Below are 18,780 nucleotides of genomic sequence, written 5' to 3'. Positions count from 1 at the left end.
TAGTATTTATATAGGAGAATAGTGAAAAAATAATGCTGATGCGATTATTTTTTTATAACTAATTTGTGCCGTAGGCGTCACAAATTAGCTTTTATCGTGGAGCGGAATTTAATATTCAGCTCGAGGTTTCTCTGACAATAACGTCTGCGGAATGGAGAATAATATGCCAATTAAAGTAAAATCCGATTTACCTGCGAAAGCGGTAATCGAACAAGAAAATATATTTATAATGGACGAAACCAGGGCTATAAGACAGGATATCCGTCCATTAAAGATTGCAATATTAAATCTTATGCCTTTAAAACATGAAACAGAAATTCAGTTATTAAGAGCGTTATCAAATACACCATTACAGGTTGATGTGACTTTTGTCCATATAGCTTCACATATTTCGAAGAATACTCCTGCAAGTCATTTGAATCAGTTTTACAGTACATTTGACGAAATAAAACATAAGAAATTCGATGGTTTCATTATTACTGGTGCACCATTAGATGATTACGCATATGAGGATGTTGATTACTGGGACGAGATGAAAAAGATTATGGACTTCACAAAAACTAATGTTACATCAACTCTTCATATCTGCTGGGGTGCATTGGCAGGATTATATTATCATTATAATATTCCTACAGTAAGATTACCTGAGAAATGTTTTGGAATCTATGAACACAGAGTTATTCATAGAAAAGTCCCATTAATGAGAGGTTTTGATGACGTATTTCTAGCTCCTCATTCAAGACATATTGGTGTCTTACCAGAAGATATTAAAGCTAATAAGAACCTGACAGTACTTGCTGAATCAGATGAAGCAGGTCCATTTATAATTATTGCTGAAGATGGCAAACAGATTTTTATGACAGGACATCCTGAATATGACAGAATGACTTTAGATATCGAGTATAAGAGGGACTTAGAGAAAGGACTTTCTATACATATCCCTTATAATTACTATAAAGACGATAATCCTGACAATCCACCATTACTTACATGGAGAGCACATGCAAATGCGATATATACAAACTGGCTTAATTATTATGTATACCAGTTGACACCTTATGATTTGATTGATACATCAGAAAATAGTGGGAAGTAGAAAGTAAATTTAATTAATATAATAATAAAATAATGAAATAATAAAAGCAATCTTTTGGCTATTGAAACCTGGAGATTGCTTTTTTACTTACCAGAAAATTTCGTTGAAATTGTCCTGTTAAATAAAAAACACTCCGCGAGGATCGCACTGCGACGGAGCAGAAAATGTTGCTATAGCAACCCGCCGCATGAGGAGAATGTCACAAGCGACATTCTTTATTTTTTTTAATTATTAATCATATAGAACATTATTGTAATTTATCCATCGTATGCTTTAAGTATATAATTGCGACAATCATAACAAGTCTTAAAATAAACTGTTAAAATAAATCAAAAAAAGAACTTGTGTTCGATTAAGAATTGTGATATTATATTTATATCAAACATATGTTCGAGGTGTAATATGGATTATACAATTACTAATGGAAAGAATATATTTCATAAACTTGAGGTATTAAGTGATGCTGCCAAATATGATGTTGCCTGTACCAGCAGTGGTACAGGCAGAAAAGGCAATGGAAAAGATATCGGTAATGCAGTAAAGGGAGGGATATGCCATAGTTTTTCAGCCGATGGACGTTGTATATCACTTTTAAAGATTTTATTTACTAATGAGTGCATTTATGATTGCAAATATTGTATAAACAGATGTTCTAATGATGTAGAAAGGGTAACATTTACACCAGAAGAGGTATGCGAGCTTACTATGCAGTTTTACAGGCGAAATTATATTGAGGGATTGTTTTTAAGTTCAGGAATTATTAAATCTCCTGATTACACTATGGAGTTAATCTATAGAACAATATATAAACTTAGAAATGAATATAATTTTAATGGTTATATACATGTAAAAGCCATTCCCGGAGCATCTCCCGAGATAATACAAAGTACCGGATTGCTAGCTGACAGAATGAGTGTAAATATGGAACTTCCTACTGCAGAGGGCTTAAGAAATCTTGCACCTAATAAGCATAGAAATAATATATTAAAACCGATGAAACAGATTAAGAATGGAATTATACAGAATAAGAATGAAATGATGTTATATAAGAACGCACCTAAGTTCGTTTCGGCAGGACAGTCAACCCAGATGATAGTCGGTGCTACACCTGAAAGTGACTACCAGATTATAACCATAGCAGAAGCACTTTATAATAAGTATGATTTAAAGCGCGTATTCTATTCAGCATTTGTCAATGTCAACAACGATAAGAATCTGCCTGTACTTACAAGCGGTCCGCCGTTATTGCGTGAACACAGGCTATATCAGGCAGACTTTCTTCTAAGATTCTATGGCTTTAAATCAAATGAACTGCTTAGTGAAGAACGTCCGAATTTCAACGTATTATTAGATCCTAAGTGTAACTGGGCTATAAGACATTTAGAGCTGTTTCCTATTGAGATAAATAAGGCTGATTATAATACTTTATTAAGAATACCGGGAGTCGGAGTTAAAAGTGCAAAGAGAATAGTATATGCCAGACGAAGTGGTAATCTGTCATTTGAAGATTTGAAGAAAATCGGAGTGGTATTAAAAAGAGCATTATACTTCATTACATGTAATGGAAAGATGATGTATAATACTAAAATTGATGAAGATTATATAGTAAGAAATATAATTGATCCTAAAGACAGGTATCCATTTTCTGTGGATAATGTAACTTATAAACAATTGTCATTATTTGATGATACGAATGACTAATATTGCTGCGGAATGGAGATTAGTATGAGAAAAAAAGTATTATATTGTGAAGATTCAATAGAGGGGATATTTACTGCAATATATACAGCATATGAATGTAAATATAATCATAATGATACTATTATGAGAACTTGTGCGGATGATAATCTTGAATTCTTTACGGAATATATAAATATTACTTCTGATGATGTTAAAGCATTAAAGGTTGCAAGGACTCTTATACGTGAATTTGGTGAACACTGCTATATCATAATATGTCAGTGTATTGCAAGCCGGAACAATAATAAAGCAGACAACGTATATCATATGATTGTAAAAGGGTTATCAATGAAGAATAAACTAAATCTTATAAATGATTTATCAGATAATTACGTAAATAATGTATTTAAAATGGCACGAGAGGTAAATAATGAAATTTTACATCTTAAAGGTTTTCTAAGATTTCAAGAATTAAACGGAGATATTCTCTTTTCTAAAATTGGTCCAAAGAATAATATTATAACCTTTATTGCACCGCATTTTGCTGACCGTTTACCAAATGAGAATTTTATCATATATGATGAAATCAGAAACTTATGTGTAGTCCATCCTGAATATCAAGAATGGATTATAGTCTCAGGTGATTTTCTGTCAGATAAGGAGCTTGAAATCTCTTCGTATGAAGAATTGTATAGTAATCTGTATAAGAAATTCTGTCAAAGCATTGCTATAAAAGAGAGAACTAATATTAAATTTCAGACTCAGATGCTTCCTTTGAGGTTTCAGAAATATATGACAGAATTTATTTAACATTGATATCATAACGATATATATATAGTATTCACAAATACATTCAATATAACGTTTATGGACTGAAGTCTTCCTGGCTTCAACGTAATATATAATATTTTAAAAATCTAATTTAAATTTTTGAAAATATTTATATAAATCAGGCTATATAATATACAGATAACTACCCCAGAGCATATAAAAGCGTATATAGTGTTTAAAGCACTTATATTTAAAAATACAAAATCACATATTTTAATTAGCAGAAATATAACGATAAAGGGATATATGAATGTTTTCATGATATTTAACTTAAATTTAATCAGACGGTACATTGAAATATAATGACTTATTGCACTAATTACTGTGCTGATTATCAAGCCTGTAATATATCCGTTTATACCATATCTGGGTATAAGAAATATAATTGATAAAATCTGAATTAATGTAGAGACAATATTATGTATAAATGTTATCTCCGTATGTCCAAGACCATTGATGGTACTTGCCATAGTTGCAGTAACGAATATAAACGGACAGATAAGTCCTAAACTACTAATATATTCACCGGAATTATTCCTGAATAGAAGTAATGATATTTCATTACCATACCTTGCAAATATGCCAAGACACAATATTCCAAATACAATACTAAAGAAAGTCGCTTTTTTGGTTGCTATTTGTATTTTGTCAGTATTATTATTGCTGTCAGCTTCTGAAATTGCAGGAAGCAGGAGTAATGCCATAGAATTAACGATAGCACTTGGAAACATTATTAATGGCAGTACAAGTCCAAGAATTATACCATATATACTAAGGGCATCTTTAGAGGATAACCCATAAGTGATTAACATGCTTGGAACCAGTACACTTTGTATGCTTTGCAATATACTTAACATTAACTTATTCAATGTGAGCGGGAATGACAACATAAAAAGTTCTTTTGATACATACTTGATTTTCTGATAGAATACAGAGTATTTAAAGTTCTTTCTTAAATTCTTATTAATACTTAAGACACAGTAAATAGTAGAAGAAAGTTCACCAATAACCGAACCCATAACAGCCACTACAGGAGTAACTCTGTAATTATATTTTTCAAAGAGCATAATTATTAAATAAATTGAAATTACTCTGATTAGCTGTTCGATAACCTGAGTTAATGCCGGAATACGTGAATTCTTTATTCCAAGATAATAACCGCATATACAGGAATGAATACTGGCTAACGGAATAGATAGGCTCATATACATAACAAGCTCTGAACATCTTGGCTCTAATAATAATCTTCTTGCTATATAGTCAGAATTAGTAAATACAATAACGGTAATTACTACTGAGATAATAACAGACATTAATATTCCACTTATAAGATAATATAATCCGGCATTATCAGAAGATTTTCTGTTTGCAGCCACGAGCTTAGATATAGCCATTTCAAAACCCATAGTACAAAATGAAAAACAGACAATTTGTATTGGAAAAATTAATTGATAAATTCCAAGACCCTCTGCACCAATTTTGCCTGTAAGGAATATTCTAAATAAAAAGCCAATTATTCTTGTTATAAAACCTGCAAAAGTTAAAATAATCGTTCCTTTGATTATACTGCTTTTTGTAAATGTTGATATATATGATTTATTCATTTTGAAACGGAACTCTTTTTTGAAATTATATGTAGCATTTATTATATGTATTCAAAATTACTTTGTTATAACGGGAATTATAGATGTGGAGGTAAAAAATGATTTATATGGATAACGCAGCTACTACAAAGACAAAAAAAGAAGTGGTAGATGAAATGCTTGAATATTTTACAATACTATACGGAAACCCATCAAGTATATATGAATTTGCAGGTAAAAGCAGGGATGCTATTGAAAATGCCAGAAATATTATTTCTGATACAATAAATGCAACATCAGATGAGATATATTTCACATCGGGAGGAACAGAGTCTGATAACTGGGCACTTAGAACAGTTGCCAAAGCATATAAAAACAAAGGTAAACACATTATTACTTCGAAAATAGAACACCCTGCAATTCTAAAGACGTCCAAAAATTTAGAGGACCTGGATTTTAAAATTTCTTATATTGACGTTGACGAATATGGTGTGATAAAATTGCAACGGTTAATTGATGAAATTACTGATGAAACAATATTAGTATCTGTTATGATGGCAAATAATGAGATTGGAACAATTGAACCTATTTCTAAAATCGGTAAAATCTGTCATGAGAGAGGAATAATATTTCATACCGATGCCGTTCAGGCATATGGACAGATACCAATAGATGTTAGGCAGATGAATATCGATTTATTAAGTGCCAGTGCTCATAAGTTCCATGGACCAAAAGGAATTGGCTTTCTATATATAAATGATAGTGTTAAAACAGTGCCTTTATTATTCGGTGGTGGACAGGAAAAGGGACTACGGGCAGGAACACAGAACGTTCCATCTATTGTTGGAATGGCTAAAGCTGCTGAACTTTCTCATAATAATATGATGAATAAAGCACGCTACAAAGTATCACTCAGAGATTATTTTATCGAAAGAATATTAAGAGAGATACCATTTTCAAGGCTTAACGGAAGCAGGCGTAACAGACTTCCGGGAAATATAAATATTTCTTTTCAGTTTGTAGAAGCTTCAGAAATTCTAGCATTATTAGATATGAAAGGAATATGTGCTTCAAGTGGTTCTGCCTGTTCAAGTAATAGCAGTAAGCCATCGCATGTCCTGATTTCGATAGGACTTCCTGAAGAACTTGCATATTCATCAATAAGATTTACGATTTCCGATGAAACAACCAAAGATGAAATAGATTTTGTTGTAAATAATACCAAAAATATTATAAGTGAACTTAGAAAAAAATCATCAGAATATAATAGTTATTTTACAAAATAAGAATTTGAATGTATAATAGCTAATTATTAATATTACATTAGAAAGGTATGGTTATTAAACTACAAAGATATGGAAATAATTAAGAAGAATAAAAAAGTTGTAGTTGGAATGTCCGGTGGTGTAGATTCATCTGTCGCAGCATATCTGTTAAAACAAGAAGGATATGACGTCATAGGTGTTACAATGCAGATATGGCAGGAAGATGACTCTTATGATGCTTCAGCTGAAGGTGGCTGTTGTGGACTAAGTGCCGTAGATGATGCCAGACGCGTAGCTAATATGTTAGACATTCCTTATTATGTAATGAATTTCAGAAGCGAATTTAATGAAAAGGTAATTAAATATTTTATAAATGAATATATGGCTGGAAGAACTCCTAATCCATGTATAGCCTGTAACCGTTATGTAAAGTGGGAATCATTATTGCAGCGTTCACTGGAAATAGGTGCTGATTATATTGCGACCGGACATTATGCAAGAATAGATAAACTTAATAACGGAAGATATACAATAAGAAATTCAGTGACGGCTGCCAAGGATCAGACATATGCACTGTATAATCTTACACAACATCAGTTGTCACATACACTTATGCCCATTGGTGGTTATACTAAAGATGAAGTAAGAAAGATTGCTGAAGAAATAGGATTAAGTGTTGCAAAGAAACCTGACAGTATGGAAATATGCTTTGTACCTGACAATGATTACGCAAGTTTCATTCGCAGAAATACAAATAATAATATTATTCCGGGTAATTTCGTGGATATAGACGGAAATGTGATTGGTCAACATAAGGGAATTACAAATTATACTGTTGGTCAACGAAAAGGGTTGAATCTTGCTATGGGATATCCGGTATTCGTAATTGAAATTCGCCCTGAATCTAATGAAGTTGTCATCGGAAAGAGTACAGATGTTCTGAAAACAACTTTAATTGCTGATAATGTTAATTATATGGCAGATGAAGAAGTAGATGAAAATAAAGAATATATTGCCAAGATACGTTATAACCATCGTGGAACAAAATGTCATGTTAAAAAGAATGGCAACAATATAGAATGTATATTTGAGGAACCTGTAAGAGCTGTAACTCCCGGACAGGCAGTAGTTGTATATGATGGTGAATATGTTGCATTTGGTGGAACTATTTTAAGAGGTATAGACTAATGAGTAAAAAAAATTTAGAAATCAAAAAAACTGATAAGACTGATATAACAGATGAAGTTAAAACCGATGTTGTTAAAACTGATAAAGTTAAAACTAATAAAGTTAAAACTACTAATAAAGCTGACAAAGCTTCAGAAGAGGCTTCAAAAAGAGATAAAAAAACTAAATCAGGCAAGTCCTCTAGAATTAATCTTGGTAATCTGAAAGCCAGTATAGTTGATTTTAGCAAACTATTATGGACATGTATTACCTATAAATTTATTTTACTAATAATCGCAGCTTTATACATTGCATATTCCTTTACAGGATTCAAAAGTGATGTCCAGAAACAGATTAATAAAAATACTAAAGTATATCTGACATCAATGGTATCTGAGAGTCTTGAAAAAATAAGACTTAAAATAAATGATGAGTATAATGTGTTAAAGACTTTATCTTTATTATATGATGAAAATGATGAAATCGATATTGATATGACTTCAAATCTGTTAGAAAAGGCTCTTAATGCACATGAATTTGTTGGATTAGGTCTTGTGTCTGCTAATAAAGATGAGGTTCTTACAATCGGAGATTCTGTTAGTTATGACCATAATGAATTTCTTGATAATATATTGAATGGAAATAATGGTGTTTCAACAATTATAGCTGATGAAAAAAATAATGTAGAATATATATGCCTTGGTGTGCCTGTCTATAAAAATGATAAGATAGTCGGCGCATTAATATGTAATTATGATATTCAGGAATTTACTGAGATTATTGATACATCATCATTTGAGAAACTTGGAACAACATTTATCTCTCAGGAAGATGGTATATTAGTTGCCAGACCAGATGCTGTTGGCAAAAATACAAATTTATTTGTACTTTTAGATTCAATTAATATTAAAAATGAGAAATCAATTGCTAAACTTAAAAAACAAATAAAAAATGGACGTTCAGGAATAATTACATATGGTTCAGGAAAACATAAAAGATACATATGCTATGATATAGTTCCTGATACTAATTGGTATTCTGTATCCATCGTTTCAGCCAATACAATAGAACCAGTAGCAAAGAAAGTGTCTTCATATGCGTATAGTTTTGCATACACATTAAGTGTAGTATTTATAATTTACATACTTATTACGATGACAATGGATATTAAGATTGCCAAAAAGAAGAAAATGTCAAATGAATAGAGATTGATGATAAAACAGACCTGGCTATTACATAATAGAATTAAATTTTCTGTGTTAAGCAAATTTGCATATATAAATATAAAAACTTTTGTAATAATTGCTAATTTATGGATATTCATTTTTCGGCTCTTTTGATTATTTATGTTCATTCAAGAGCCATACACTTAAACCGATGTGTACGTCTGTGCCACACACTTGATTTATGACGTATCGTGTGAGAGTTAATGCCGTCAGATACAAAAGGTCGGAGCAGTAAATCACCGTTCAAGCGAAGTGCGTTTGATTTACTGCTCCGTAATAACCTCTGTAGATGGCGGCATTTACTCTCACTAGATTAAGTCATATGAAAGTGTGTGTCATAGATGTACATCTCGGCTTAATTGTATGTTCGTTGAATGCACACAAAATATGAGCCGAAAAATAATATCTCATAAATTTAAGCAATTATTACAAGGTGTTTCGATATTTACATATGTCAAATTGCTTTAACAGGCGAATATTAATTACATATGTAATAGCCAGGTCTGTTTTATAATATCTAATCAAGTTTTATGAATTCAGGCTTACGGTTTTTAAATTCAGTATAATATTTAAATCCACAACCTTTTAATATTTCGACAGCTTTATTAAAATTATAAGCAATGTCCTGAGGTCTGTGTGCATCAGAACCAATAGTAATTATTTCGCCACCAAGTTCTCTGTACATTTTTATAATCTCTGTATTGGGATTCGGATTAGATAATCCTGAACGGTATCCACTTGTATTTATTTCAATTCCTTTACCATTATGAATTAAATTCTTTAGGATTTCATTTATAATATCACAATAATCAAATACTTTATAATTAAAATCCTTATTTGGAGAATAACGGACAACATAATCAATATGTCCGTATACATCAAAGTTTTTGCAATATTTAAGATTAGTTTCAATTGATTCAAAATATTCTAAAAAAGCCTGATAATCTGTTCTTCCATTAAAATATTCAGGATAAAATGGATCAATACCATTTACTAAATGAGAAGAGCCGATGATAAAATCATAATTATGTCTATTTATGAAATCATCAAGTCTCTTTGACTTATCAGGCTCAAGACCTGTTTCAATACCGATTCTTATGTCTAATAAATCTCTATATTCTTCACGAAGATTTTCAAAATATTCAAAATATTTATCTTTATCTAATTCAAATAATACATCATCAACGATATAGTCAAAATCTAAATGGTCTGTTACGCATATAGAAGATAAGCCTTTTTCTATGGCACTTTTAACTATTTCGTCAGTTTTTGCTTCACTGTCACCTGAGAAAAATGTATGAATGTGGTAATCTACAAGTCTATTCATTTTATCAGTTCCTTTCCTATTAAAATCATAGGTCATATTTTAGCATAATATATTAAAATATGCGACAAAAACCATTAAATACAATGCAATACATTAATACTATACAATCGAAAAGGTATATAATTAGAAAATTTGGCAAAAATATACTTGATATTTTTAAACAAATTAGGTACAATACACCTAGGTTAAATTTTGAATGGGAAATGAATATTGCCTAACGTCAAATTTTTAACAATCTTATTATTTATAACTTTAGGAGGAACATTAAAATGGCAGTAAGAGTTGCAATTAATGGTTTTGGCCGTATTGGTCGTCTTGCATTCAGACAGATGTTTGGAGCAGAAGGATACGAAGTAGTAGCTATCAATGACTTAACAAGTCCAAAAATGTTAGCTCATTTATTAAAGTATGATTCATCACAGGGTAAATATGAATTAGCTGATAAAGTTACAGCTGGTGAAGATTCTATCACAGTTGATGGAAAAGAAATCAAGATTTATGCATTCCCAGATGCTAACAACTGCCCATGGGGAGAATTAAAAGTAGACGTAGTTTTAGAGTGTTCAGGTTTCTACACATCTAAAGCAAAAGCACAGGCTCATATCAATGCTGGTGCAAGAAAGGTAGTTATCTCAGCTCCAGCTGGTAACGATCTTCCTACAATCGTTTACAACACAAACCATACAACATTAAAAGCTGATGATACAATCATTTCAGCAGCTTCTTGTACAACAAACTGTTTAGCACCTATGGCTGATGCTCTTAACAAATATGCAGCAATCCAGTCAGGTATCATGGTAACAATCCATGCTTACACAGGCGATCAGATGACACTTGATGGACCACAGAGAAAAGGTGATTTAAGAAGATCTAGAGCAGCTGCAATTAATATCGTACCTAACTCAACAGGTGCTGCAAAAGCCATCGGTTTAGTTATTCCAGAATTAAATGGTAAATTAATCGGATCTGCACAGCGTGTACCAACACCTACAGGTTCTACAACAATCTTAACAGCAGTTGTTAAAGGTTCTGACGTAACAGTTGACGGAATCAACGCAGCTATGAAAGCAGCTTCTAACGAATCATTCGGTTACAATGAAGATGAAATCGTATCTAGCGATATCGTTGGTATGAGATTCGGTTCTTTATTCGATGCTACACAGACAATGGTTAGCAAAGTATCTGATGACCTTTACGAAGTACAGGTTGTTTCTTGGTATGATAACGAAAACTCATACACAAGCCAGATGGTAAGAACAATTAAATATTTCTCAGAATTAGCATAATTTTGACAATATAAAACCTAAGCGGGTCCGGTCTGGATGGATCGGACTCGTTTTTTAAGATTATATTTATTTATTATTTTAATTATTAGAAAGGAGCAGATTTATGCTTAATAAGAAATCAATTGATGATATCAACGTAAAAGGAAAAAGAGTATTAGTAAGATGCGACTTTAACGTTCCTCTTGATGCAGACTTAAATATTACTGATGAGAATAGATTAGTTGCAGCTCTTCCTACAATCAAGAAATTAATTGCTGATGGAGGAAAAGTTATTCTTTGCTCTCATTTAGGAAAACCAAAGGGAGAACCAAAGCCAGAATTATCTTTAGCACCAGTTGCTAAAAGATTAACAGAATTATTAGGTCAGGAAGTAAAATTTGCTGCTGATGCTAATGTTGTTGGTGAAAATGCAAAGGCTGCAGTAGCTGCAATGAAAGATGGTGATGTTGTTCTTCTTGAGAACACACGTTATCGTGCAGAAGAAACAAAGAACGGCGAAGAATTCAGTAAAGAATTAGCAAGCCTTTGTGACGTATTTGTAAATGATGCATTTGGTACAGCTCATAGAGCACATTGTTCAAATGTTGGTGTTACAAAATTCGTTGATACAGCAGTTGTTGGATATTTGATGCAGAAAGAAATCGATTTCTTAGGAAATGCAGTAAACAATCCTAAAAGACCATTCGTAGCAATCCTTGGCGGAGCTAAAGTTTCTTCAAAGATTCCTGTAATCGAGAACCTTTTAAATAAAGTAGATACATTAATCATCGGTGGTGGTATGGCATATACATTTATGGCAGCACACGGTGAACCAGTTGGTAAATCTTTATTAGAGGAAGATTACAAACAGTATGCTCTTGATATGGAGAAGAAAGCTGAAGAAAAAGGTGTTAAATTACTTATCCCTATCGATACAGTAGTTGCAGATGATTTCTCAAATGATGCTAACTTCAAAGTAGTTGAAAGAGGTGGAATTCCTGATGATATGGAAGGTCTTGATATCGGACCTAAGACAAGAGAATTATTTGCAGATGCAATCAAAGGTGCTAAGACAGTTGTTTGGAACGGACCAATGGGCTGCTTCGAGATGCCTAACTTTGCAAATGGTACAATAGCAGTTGCAAAAGCATTAGCTGAATTAGAGGGTGCTACAACAATCATCGGTGGTGGTGATTCAGCAGCCGCAGTTAATAACTTAGGATTCGGCGACAAGATGACTCACATCTCTACAGGTGGTGGAGCTTCTCTTGAATTCCTTGAGGGTAAAGACCTTCCAGGTGTTGTTGCTGCAAACGACAAATAATTTATAAAAATTACACTACAGTTTTACTCTATGTAAGACTGTAGCAGATAAAATATTTATAAAGGAGATATATCCAAATGCGTAAAAAAATTATTGCAGGTAACTGGAAAATGAACAAAACTCCTAGTGAGGCAGTTGCTTTAATAAATGAATTAAAACCATTAGTAGCTAATGATGATGTTGATGTATTATTCTGCGTACCAGCAATCGACCTTGTACCAGCTGTAGAAGCAGCAAAAGGTTCAAACATCCAGATTGGTGCTGAGAATATGTATTTTGAAGAGAGTGGTGCTTATACAGGCGAAATCTCTCCAAATATGTTAACAGACATCGGTGTTAAATATGTTATCATCGGACATTCAGAAAGAAGAGAATACTTTGCTGAAACAGACGAAACAGTTAACAAGAAAGTTCTTAAAGCATTTGAACATGGAATTACACCTATCATCTGCTGTGGTGAAACATTAACACAGAGAAAACAGGGAATCTATCTTGACTGGATTCGCATGCAGATTAAAATTGCATTCCAGAATGTAACAGCAGATCAGGCTAAAACAGCAGTTATCGCTTACGAACCAATCTGGGCTATCGGAACAGGCGAAACAGCTACATCTGATCAGGCAGAAGAAGTTTGTGCAGCAATCAGAAATTGCATCGCAGAAGTATATGACGAAGCAACAGCAGAAGCTATCCGTATCCAGTACGGCGGTTCTGTTAATGCAGGAAATGCTGCAGAATTATTTGCTAAACCAGACATCGATGGTGGTTTAGTAGGTGGTGCTTCATTAAAACCAGATTTCGGTAAAATTGTCAACTATAATAAATAATTTTAATCAATATTTATCCGATTAAATATTAAATAAAGTATAGTATAATATCTATGGGCATTATTTCTTTCGTATATAGCTACTTTTCAATAGGCACTATACAATGATACGAGATAATGTCCATTTTTAATTGATTTAATAAAATATAATTAATTTAATATACAGATATTAAATATAAGGAGTAATTAAGTTATGAATAAACCAAACGAAAAAGTAAATAACAGAATTGAATGGATAGATGCCTGTAAAGGATTTGCAATAATTCTGGTTATATTAGGTCATATCGCAGACGGATATCTTGGTGCAAAAACTTTTCCTGCGAACAAAGGTGTGTTACAGGCTATTTATAATTGTATGTATGCATTTCATATGCCATTATTCTTTTTCTTAAGTGGTTTTCTATTCTGCAAGGCATATTGCATGAATACCAAAAATATCAAATCAAGATTTAGTAAACAATGTTTAAATATAGTATGGATATATTTAATATTTTCGGTAGTCCAATGGTGTTTTAAAATGTATTTTGCAGATTCTGTAAACAAATCATTTTCAGTAAGAGATTTAGAACTGATTCTTATTAAACCAATGAAGCCATACTGGTACTTATATGTATTATTTTTTTATTACATAATATATCATCTGTGTTATAAAAAAATAAGAACAGATATACTGGTAATAGCATCATTTATTATAGGAATAGTAGGTTCATTTATTACTGTTAAATTAATATTTCCGGTGTATGAATTAACTTATTATGCTGTATTTTTCGCACTTGGAATGTATTATGCTGATTCAGAAAAAGTCAGGGCTTTAACAGCCAAATTTTTCAATAAATATATATACTTATTGATATTAGTACTAATATCAATAAGCACCCTTGTCTACACCGCATATAATGGATTAGCCTCAAATTATCCTGTGAAATTCCTTACTGCATTTATCTGTACGGTAACTACAATATTGGTATTTGAGAACATTATTATGTTAGGACGGAATAAATTCTTTGAATTATGTGGTAGATATTCGTTAGAAATATATGTAATTCATTGTTTTATAACAGCAGGTAATCGTGTTATTTTACCTAAGTTTGGAATTACATATTTCGCTTTAGCATTCATAATCAACCTTATTATGGCAATTTTCATACCAATTCTCATATCATTAGTCCTTAAAAAGCTAAAATTATATAAAATCGTATATAAACCTGCAAGTTATCTTAAAATTAGAGAATAAAGGTAAAGAATAAACATAAATTGTCTTGATAAATTGTCTTGATAAATTTTTTAGCGAATGTTATAGTATGTATTGGTATAATTTAAGAATAAATTTCCAAAACTAAAATATATAAAAGGAGATACAATTATGAGTAAAAGACCTACAGTTTTAATGATACTTGATGGTTATGGATTAAATGACAAGACAGAAGGTAATGCTATAGCAAATGCAAAAACACCTGTCATGGATAAATTAATGAAAGAGTATCCATTTGTTAAAGGATATGCAAGTGGAATGGCAGTTGGATTACCTGATGGACAGATGGGCAACTCAGAAGTAGGACATCTTAATATGGGTGCAGGACGCATTGTATACCAGGAACTTACAAGAATTACTAAATCAATAGCTGATGGTGATTTCTTTGAAAATGAAGGCTTAATGGAAGCAATAAATAATGTAAAAGCTAATAACTCTGCACTTCATTTATTTGGATTATTATCAGATGGTGGTGTACACAGTCACAATACACATTTATACGGATTACTTGAATTAGCTAAGAGAAATGGTATCGATAAAGTATATGTACATGCATTCTTAGATGGACGTGATACAGCTCCTACATCTGGTAAAGAATTTATGACAGAATTATGTGATAAGATGAAAGAAATCGGTGTTGGTGAAGTTGCTTCAGTATCAGGACGTTATTATGCAATGGATAGAGATAACAACTGGGATAGAATTGAGAAAGCATATGATGCAATCGCTAATGGTAAGGGCGAGACATCTGAATGCCCTGTTAAAGCAATTGAAGATTCATATGCTAAGGAATTAACAGATGAATTTGTAATTCCTGTTGTTATTGAGAAAGATGGTAAACCTGTTGCGACAGTTAATGACAACGATTCTATCATATTCTTTAATTTCAGACCAGACAGAGCAAGAGAGATGACAAGAGCTTTCTGTATGGATGATTTCACTGGATTTAACAGAGGCAACAGAAAAAATGTTACATTTGTATGCTTTACAGAATATGATGTTACAATTCCTAATAAATCCATTGCATTTAAGAAAGTATCAATCACAAATACACTTGGTGAATATCTTGCAGCTAAAGGCTTAAAACAGGCAAGAATTGCAGAAACAGAGAAATATGCTCACGTTACATTCTTCTTTAATGGTGGTGTCGAAGAACCAAATGAGGGTGAGGACAGAATTCTTGTAGATTCACCTAAATACGTTCCAACATATGATAAGAAACCTAGAATGAGCGCTTATACAGTTTGTGATAAATTAAGTGAAGCAATTACAGGTGGTAAATATGATGTTATTATTTGTAACTTTGCAAACCCAGATATGGTTGGACATACAGGTGTTATGGAATCAGCAATAGAAGCTATCGAAGTAATAGATAAATGTGTAGGCGAAGTTGTTGAATTTATAAAACAGGTTGATGGACAGTTATTCATCTGTGCTGACCATGGTAATGCAGAACAGCTTATCGATTACGAAACAGGCGAGCCTTATACAGCACATACAACTAACCCTGTTCCATTTATCCTTGTAAATGCTGATCCTGTATACAAGTTAAGAGAAAATGGATGCCTTGCAGACATCGCTCCGACATTATTAGAGTTAATGGGATTAGAACAGCCTGCTGAAATGACAGGTAAATCATTACTTATTAAATAACATATTAAATAATCAGACAAAAAATATATTGCACATAAATATTTGTTATGTTAGTATGATAACGTTACATATATTTATGTGCATATTATTTTATAGAAAGGCAATTCATTTGAATTGAAACAGTTGGTAAAGTAAGATGATTATTAGATTTATTCAGGGCTTTTGTATGGCATTAGCCGATAGTGTACCAGGTGTAAGCGGTGGTACAATCGCATTTTTACTTGGCTTTTATGACAAATTTATTGGTTCTTTAAATGATATCATAAGCGGAACTAAAGAAGAGAAGAAGGAATCTGTTAAATTCCTTTTGAAAATTGGTATAGGCTGGATTGTTGGTATGGCACTTGCTATATTATTCATAACAGCAGTTTTCGAAAGTCATATATATCAGATAAGTTCACTATTTATTGGTTTTATTATTTTTGCAATTCCAATTATCGTTAAAGAAGAAAAAGAGTGTTTGAAAGGTAAATATTTTCCTATAATATTTGAAATTCTCGGTATAATTTTTGTATGCGCCATATCATATTTCTCTGGAACAACACTTTTCTCAGATGGTGTTAATCTGGCTGCCGGTAAATTCAATGCAGGCGTCGGTATAATGTTATTCATTGCCGGAGTAGTTGCAATTTCAGCAATGGTACTCCCTGGTATATCAGGTTCAACAGTCCTTATGATTTTTGGACTCTATGTACCGATAACCACAGCAATTAAAGATGTTTTACATTTGAAATTTGAATATGTACCTGCACTTGTAATATTTGGTATTGGTGTAATAGTAGGAGCTTTAGCAGTTGTTAAACTTATAAAGAAACTATTAGAATTCTTCCGTGCACATATAGTTCATTTTATAATTGGTATGATGATTGGTTCAATATATTCGATTGCAATGGGACCAACAACCTTAAGAGATTCAGCGGGCAATCTTAAGAATCTTAAAATGCTTAATTTCTCGTCATTTAGCATTATATACTTCATAATAGGTGGCGTAATTATCTTAGGCTTACAATTCTTAAAAGTTGCTATTGAATCAAAAGAGGCATAAGCTATATAAAAAAGTCGTAATATTAATGTTTTATTTCTTAGAAATGAGTTATAGCAATAACGTTTGATAGCTGGAATTAGTACTCAAACATTATTACTCTAAGAGACAAATATTAATGTTACGACTTTTTAAATTTTTATTTTGTATTTAAATATATTTATAATTAAGTATATTTGTAATTAATGTATAAGAGCATTTATTTTGATTTTCTTATTTTTTTAAGAAATTTATGCTTACTATTTTCGATAAATACTTCAAAATATGAATTTATTTCTGCACCTATAAACAGAAGATACATACAGAAATATACCCACAACATCAATAATACGATAGTTGTAAGACTTCCATAAGTATATGAAAAATCACTGAATTTATCAATATATACCGAAAACGCATATGAGAATACAATCCAGCTTAATGCTGCAATAACTGCACCCGGTATAAGACTGATGAATGAGTTGTTAGAACGTCTTACTAACTTATATACAACTAAAAAGAACAATGTAAGCAGACACAATGCCAATAGGAATTTCTGCTTAATAAATATTGAAATAAAATCTGCTGCTGTAGGAAAATCTGCCTTTAATGCATAATATATCTGATTACTAAAAACTAATAATAATAATGTAAGTATAATTGCAGTAACAAAAATGACCGTATATATCGCTGAAATAAATCTTAAAACAAAATAATTTCTGCTTTCATTAACATGATATACAGCCTGTAATCCTCTTACAATTGCTAAAACACCTTTTGCAGCCGACCATATCGCAACAAGAACGGATACTGATAAAATTGCTCCATTACTTTTAGCAAACAATTCTTCAAGAATTGTTGTAACGAGTGGCTCAAACGGAACAGGTGTCACATTAATAACTGTATCTAACAGCATTGTCTGACTGATTGGCAGATATTTAATAAGTGTAAGTAAAAGCGACAGAAATGGAACTATCGACATTATAAGGAAGAATGCCGCCTGTGCTGAGAACGCACTTATATGGTCATCTTTAAGCCTGTTTGTAAAACCTTTTATTATAAAATAAATTTCGGATATCAATTCATAACGTCCTCCGTTTCAAAAATATCACAATTAAAAGAACACAATCAGCTTAGTTTTCTGATATAGTGTTCCTATTAATGGCAAAATATATGTTAGATTTTAACATGAAAATGTTCCCAAGTAAAGAAAAAGAACTTCCAATGAAATACAAGTCTTAAAATCATTGAAAAAAAGACATTT

General features: G+C 31.8%; 15 protein-coding genes. 12 read left to right on the top strand and 3 right to left on the bottom strand.

The features are described 5' to 3' along the window. Nucleotides 1–163 precede the first annotated feature (163 nt). From metA to OCV48_RS07475, 3 genes are all read left to right on the top strand, one after another. Nucleotides 164–1,096 carry a homoserine O-acetyltransferase MetA gene (gene metA / locus OCV48_RS07485; RefSeq protein WP_021983621.1) on the top strand — a complete coding sequence of 311 codons (933 nt, stop codon included), beginning with the start codon at nt 164–166 and terminating at the stop codon, nt 1,094–1,096. Between the two features lie 402 nt (nt 1,097–1,498). Beyond that, entirely contained in the window at nt 1,499–2,797 is a 1,299-nt protein-coding gene (locus OCV48_RS07480) for a putative DNA modification/repair radical SAM protein (RefSeq protein WP_147591538.1), read from the top strand. 24 nt (nt 2,798–2,821) lie between these two features. Beyond that, complete coding sequence (locus OCV48_RS07475; protein ID WP_021982600.1) at nt 2,822–3,586, top strand: TIGR03915 family putative DNA repair protein; 765 nt, start codon at nt 2,822–2,824, stop codon at nt 3,584–3,586. Nucleotides 3,587–3,693: 107 nt separating this feature from the next. Here OCV48_RS07475 and OCV48_RS07470 read toward each other — a convergent pair whose 3' ends face one another. Beyond that, entirely contained in the window at nt 3,694–5,211 is a 1,518-nt protein-coding gene (locus OCV48_RS07470; RefSeq protein WP_147591536.1) for an oligosaccharide flippase family protein, read from the bottom strand. A gap of 98 nt (nt 5,212–5,309) precedes the next feature. Between OCV48_RS07470 and OCV48_RS07465 the strand changes: the two genes are divergently transcribed. From OCV48_RS07465 to OCV48_RS07455, 3 genes are all read left to right on the top strand, one after another. Continuing rightward, a complete protein-coding gene (locus OCV48_RS07465) occupies nt 5,310–6,476 on the top strand; it encodes a cysteine desulfurase family protein (protein ID WP_147591535.1) in 1,167 nt (388 codons plus the stop codon). Nucleotides 6,477–6,545: 69 nt separating this feature from the next. Continuing rightward, complete coding sequence (mnmA, locus tag OCV48_RS07460; RefSeq protein WP_147591534.1) at nt 6,546–7,643, top strand: tRNA 2-thiouridine(34) synthase MnmA; 1,098 nt, start codon at nt 6,546–6,548, stop codon at nt 7,641–7,643. Then, complete coding sequence (locus OCV48_RS07455; protein ID WP_147591533.1) at nt 7,643–8,827, top strand: cache domain-containing protein; 1,185 nt, start codon at nt 7,643–7,645, stop codon at nt 8,825–8,827. Before mnmA ends, OCV48_RS07455 begins: the two co-directional genes overlap by 1 nt. A gap of 538 nt (nt 8,828–9,365) precedes the next feature. Here the strand turns inward: OCV48_RS07455 and OCV48_RS07450 are convergent. Further along, a complete protein-coding gene (locus OCV48_RS07450) occupies nt 9,366–10,175 on the bottom strand; it encodes a histidinol-phosphatase HisJ family protein (RefSeq protein WP_147591532.1) in 810 nt (269 codons plus the stop codon). Nucleotides 10,176–10,444: 269 nt separating this feature from the next. On the opposite strand from OCV48_RS07450, the gene gap reads away from it, so the two are divergent. From gap to OCV48_RS07420, 6 genes are all read left to right on the top strand, one after another. After that, nucleotides 10,445–11,461 (top strand): type I glyceraldehyde-3-phosphate dehydrogenase, encoded by a 1,017-nt coding sequence (gap, locus tag OCV48_RS07445; RefSeq protein WP_147591531.1) that lies wholly within the window; start codon nt 10,445–10,447, stop codon nt 11,459–11,461. Between the two features lie 103 nt (nt 11,462–11,564). Then, nucleotides 11,565–12,764: a phosphoglycerate kinase gene (locus tag OCV48_RS07440; RefSeq protein ID WP_147591530.1), complete on the top strand. Its 1,200-nt coding sequence runs from the start codon at nt 11,565–11,567 to the stop codon at nt 12,762–12,764. 77 nt (nt 12,765–12,841) lie between these two features. Next, on the top strand, nt 12,842–13,591 hold the full coding sequence (gene tpiA / locus OCV48_RS07435) for a triose-phosphate isomerase (protein ID WP_147591529.1): 750 nt from the start codon (nt 12,842–12,844) through the stop codon (nt 13,589–13,591). 192 nt (nt 13,592–13,783) lie between these two features. Further along, nucleotides 13,784–14,824: an acyltransferase family protein gene (locus OCV48_RS07430; protein WP_021982609.1), complete on the top strand. Its 1,041-nt coding sequence runs from the start codon at nt 13,784–13,786 to the stop codon at nt 14,822–14,824. Between the two features lie 129 nt (nt 14,825–14,953). After that, a complete protein-coding gene (gpmI, locus tag OCV48_RS07425) occupies nt 14,954–16,495 on the top strand; it encodes a 2,3-bisphosphoglycerate-independent phosphoglycerate mutase (protein WP_147591528.1) in 1,542 nt (513 codons plus the stop codon). A 136-nt stretch (nt 16,496–16,631) separates the two neighbouring features. Further along, nucleotides 16,632–17,540, top strand: coding sequence for a DUF368 domain-containing protein (locus OCV48_RS07420; RefSeq protein ID WP_262559371.1), 909 nt, complete (start codon nt 16,632–16,634; stop codon nt 17,538–17,540). A 196-nt stretch (nt 17,541–17,736) separates the two neighbouring features. Here the strand turns inward: OCV48_RS07420 and OCV48_RS07415 are convergent, their stop codons facing one another. Continuing rightward, nucleotides 17,737–18,597: a YihY/virulence factor BrkB family protein gene (locus tag OCV48_RS07415; protein WP_021982612.1), complete on the bottom strand. Its 861-nt coding sequence runs from the start codon at nt 18,595–18,597 to the stop codon at nt 17,737–17,739. Between the last annotated feature and the right edge of the window lie 183 nt (nt 18,598–18,780).

This window comes from Bovifimicola ammoniilytica, from assembly GCF_025567085.1.
Taxonomy (GTDB): Bacteria; Bacillota; Clostridia; order Lachnospirales; family Lachnospiraceae; genus Bovifimicola; species Bovifimicola ammoniilytica.
This window is presented reverse-complemented; position numbering and strand designations above follow the sequence as displayed.

What these genes read in the sequence shown, in the direction of transcription:
- metA (WP_021983621.1), top strand. Translation starts at nt 164, where the DNA reads ATGCCAATTAAAGTAAAATCCGATTTACCTGCGAAAGCGGTAATCGAA.
- OCV48_RS07480 (WP_147591538.1), top strand. Translation starts at nt 1,499, where the DNA reads ATGGATTATACAATTACTAATGGAAAGAATATATTTCATAAACTTGAG.
- OCV48_RS07475 (WP_021982600.1), top strand. Translation starts at nt 2,822, where the DNA reads ATGAGAAAAAAAGTATTATATTGTGAAGATTCAATAGAGGGGATATTT.
- OCV48_RS07470 (WP_147591536.1), bottom strand. Translation starts at nt 5,211, where the DNA reads ATGAATAAATCATATATATCAACATTTACAAAAAGCAGTATAATCAAA.
- OCV48_RS07465 (WP_147591535.1), top strand. Translation starts at nt 5,310, where the DNA reads ATGATTTATATGGATAACGCAGCTACTACAAAGACAAAAAAAGAAGTG.
- mnmA (WP_147591534.1), top strand. Translation starts at nt 6,546, where the DNA reads ATGGAAATAATTAAGAAGAATAAAAAAGTTGTAGTTGGAATGTCCGGT.
- OCV48_RS07455 (WP_147591533.1), top strand. Translation starts at nt 7,643, where the DNA reads ATGAGTAAAAAAAATTTAGAAATCAAAAAAACTGATAAGACTGATATA.
- OCV48_RS07450 (WP_147591532.1), bottom strand. Translation starts at nt 10,175, where the DNA reads ATGAATAGACTTGTAGATTACCACATTCATACATTTTTCTCAGGTGAC.
- gap (WP_147591531.1), top strand. Translation starts at nt 10,445, where the DNA reads ATGGCAGTAAGAGTTGCAATTAATGGTTTTGGCCGTATTGGTCGTCTT.
- OCV48_RS07440 (WP_147591530.1), top strand. Translation starts at nt 11,565, where the DNA reads ATGCTTAATAAGAAATCAATTGATGATATCAACGTAAAAGGAAAAAGA.
- tpiA (WP_147591529.1), top strand. Translation starts at nt 12,842, where the DNA reads ATGCGTAAAAAAATTATTGCAGGTAACTGGAAAATGAACAAAACTCCT.
- OCV48_RS07430 (WP_021982609.1), top strand. Translation starts at nt 13,784, where the DNA reads ATGAATAAACCAAACGAAAAAGTAAATAACAGAATTGAATGGATAGAT.
- gpmI (WP_147591528.1), top strand. Translation starts at nt 14,954, where the DNA reads ATGAGTAAAAGACCTACAGTTTTAATGATACTTGATGGTTATGGATTA.
- OCV48_RS07420 (WP_262559371.1), top strand. Translation starts at nt 16,632, where the DNA reads ATGATTATTAGATTTATTCAGGGCTTTTGTATGGCATTAGCCGATAGT.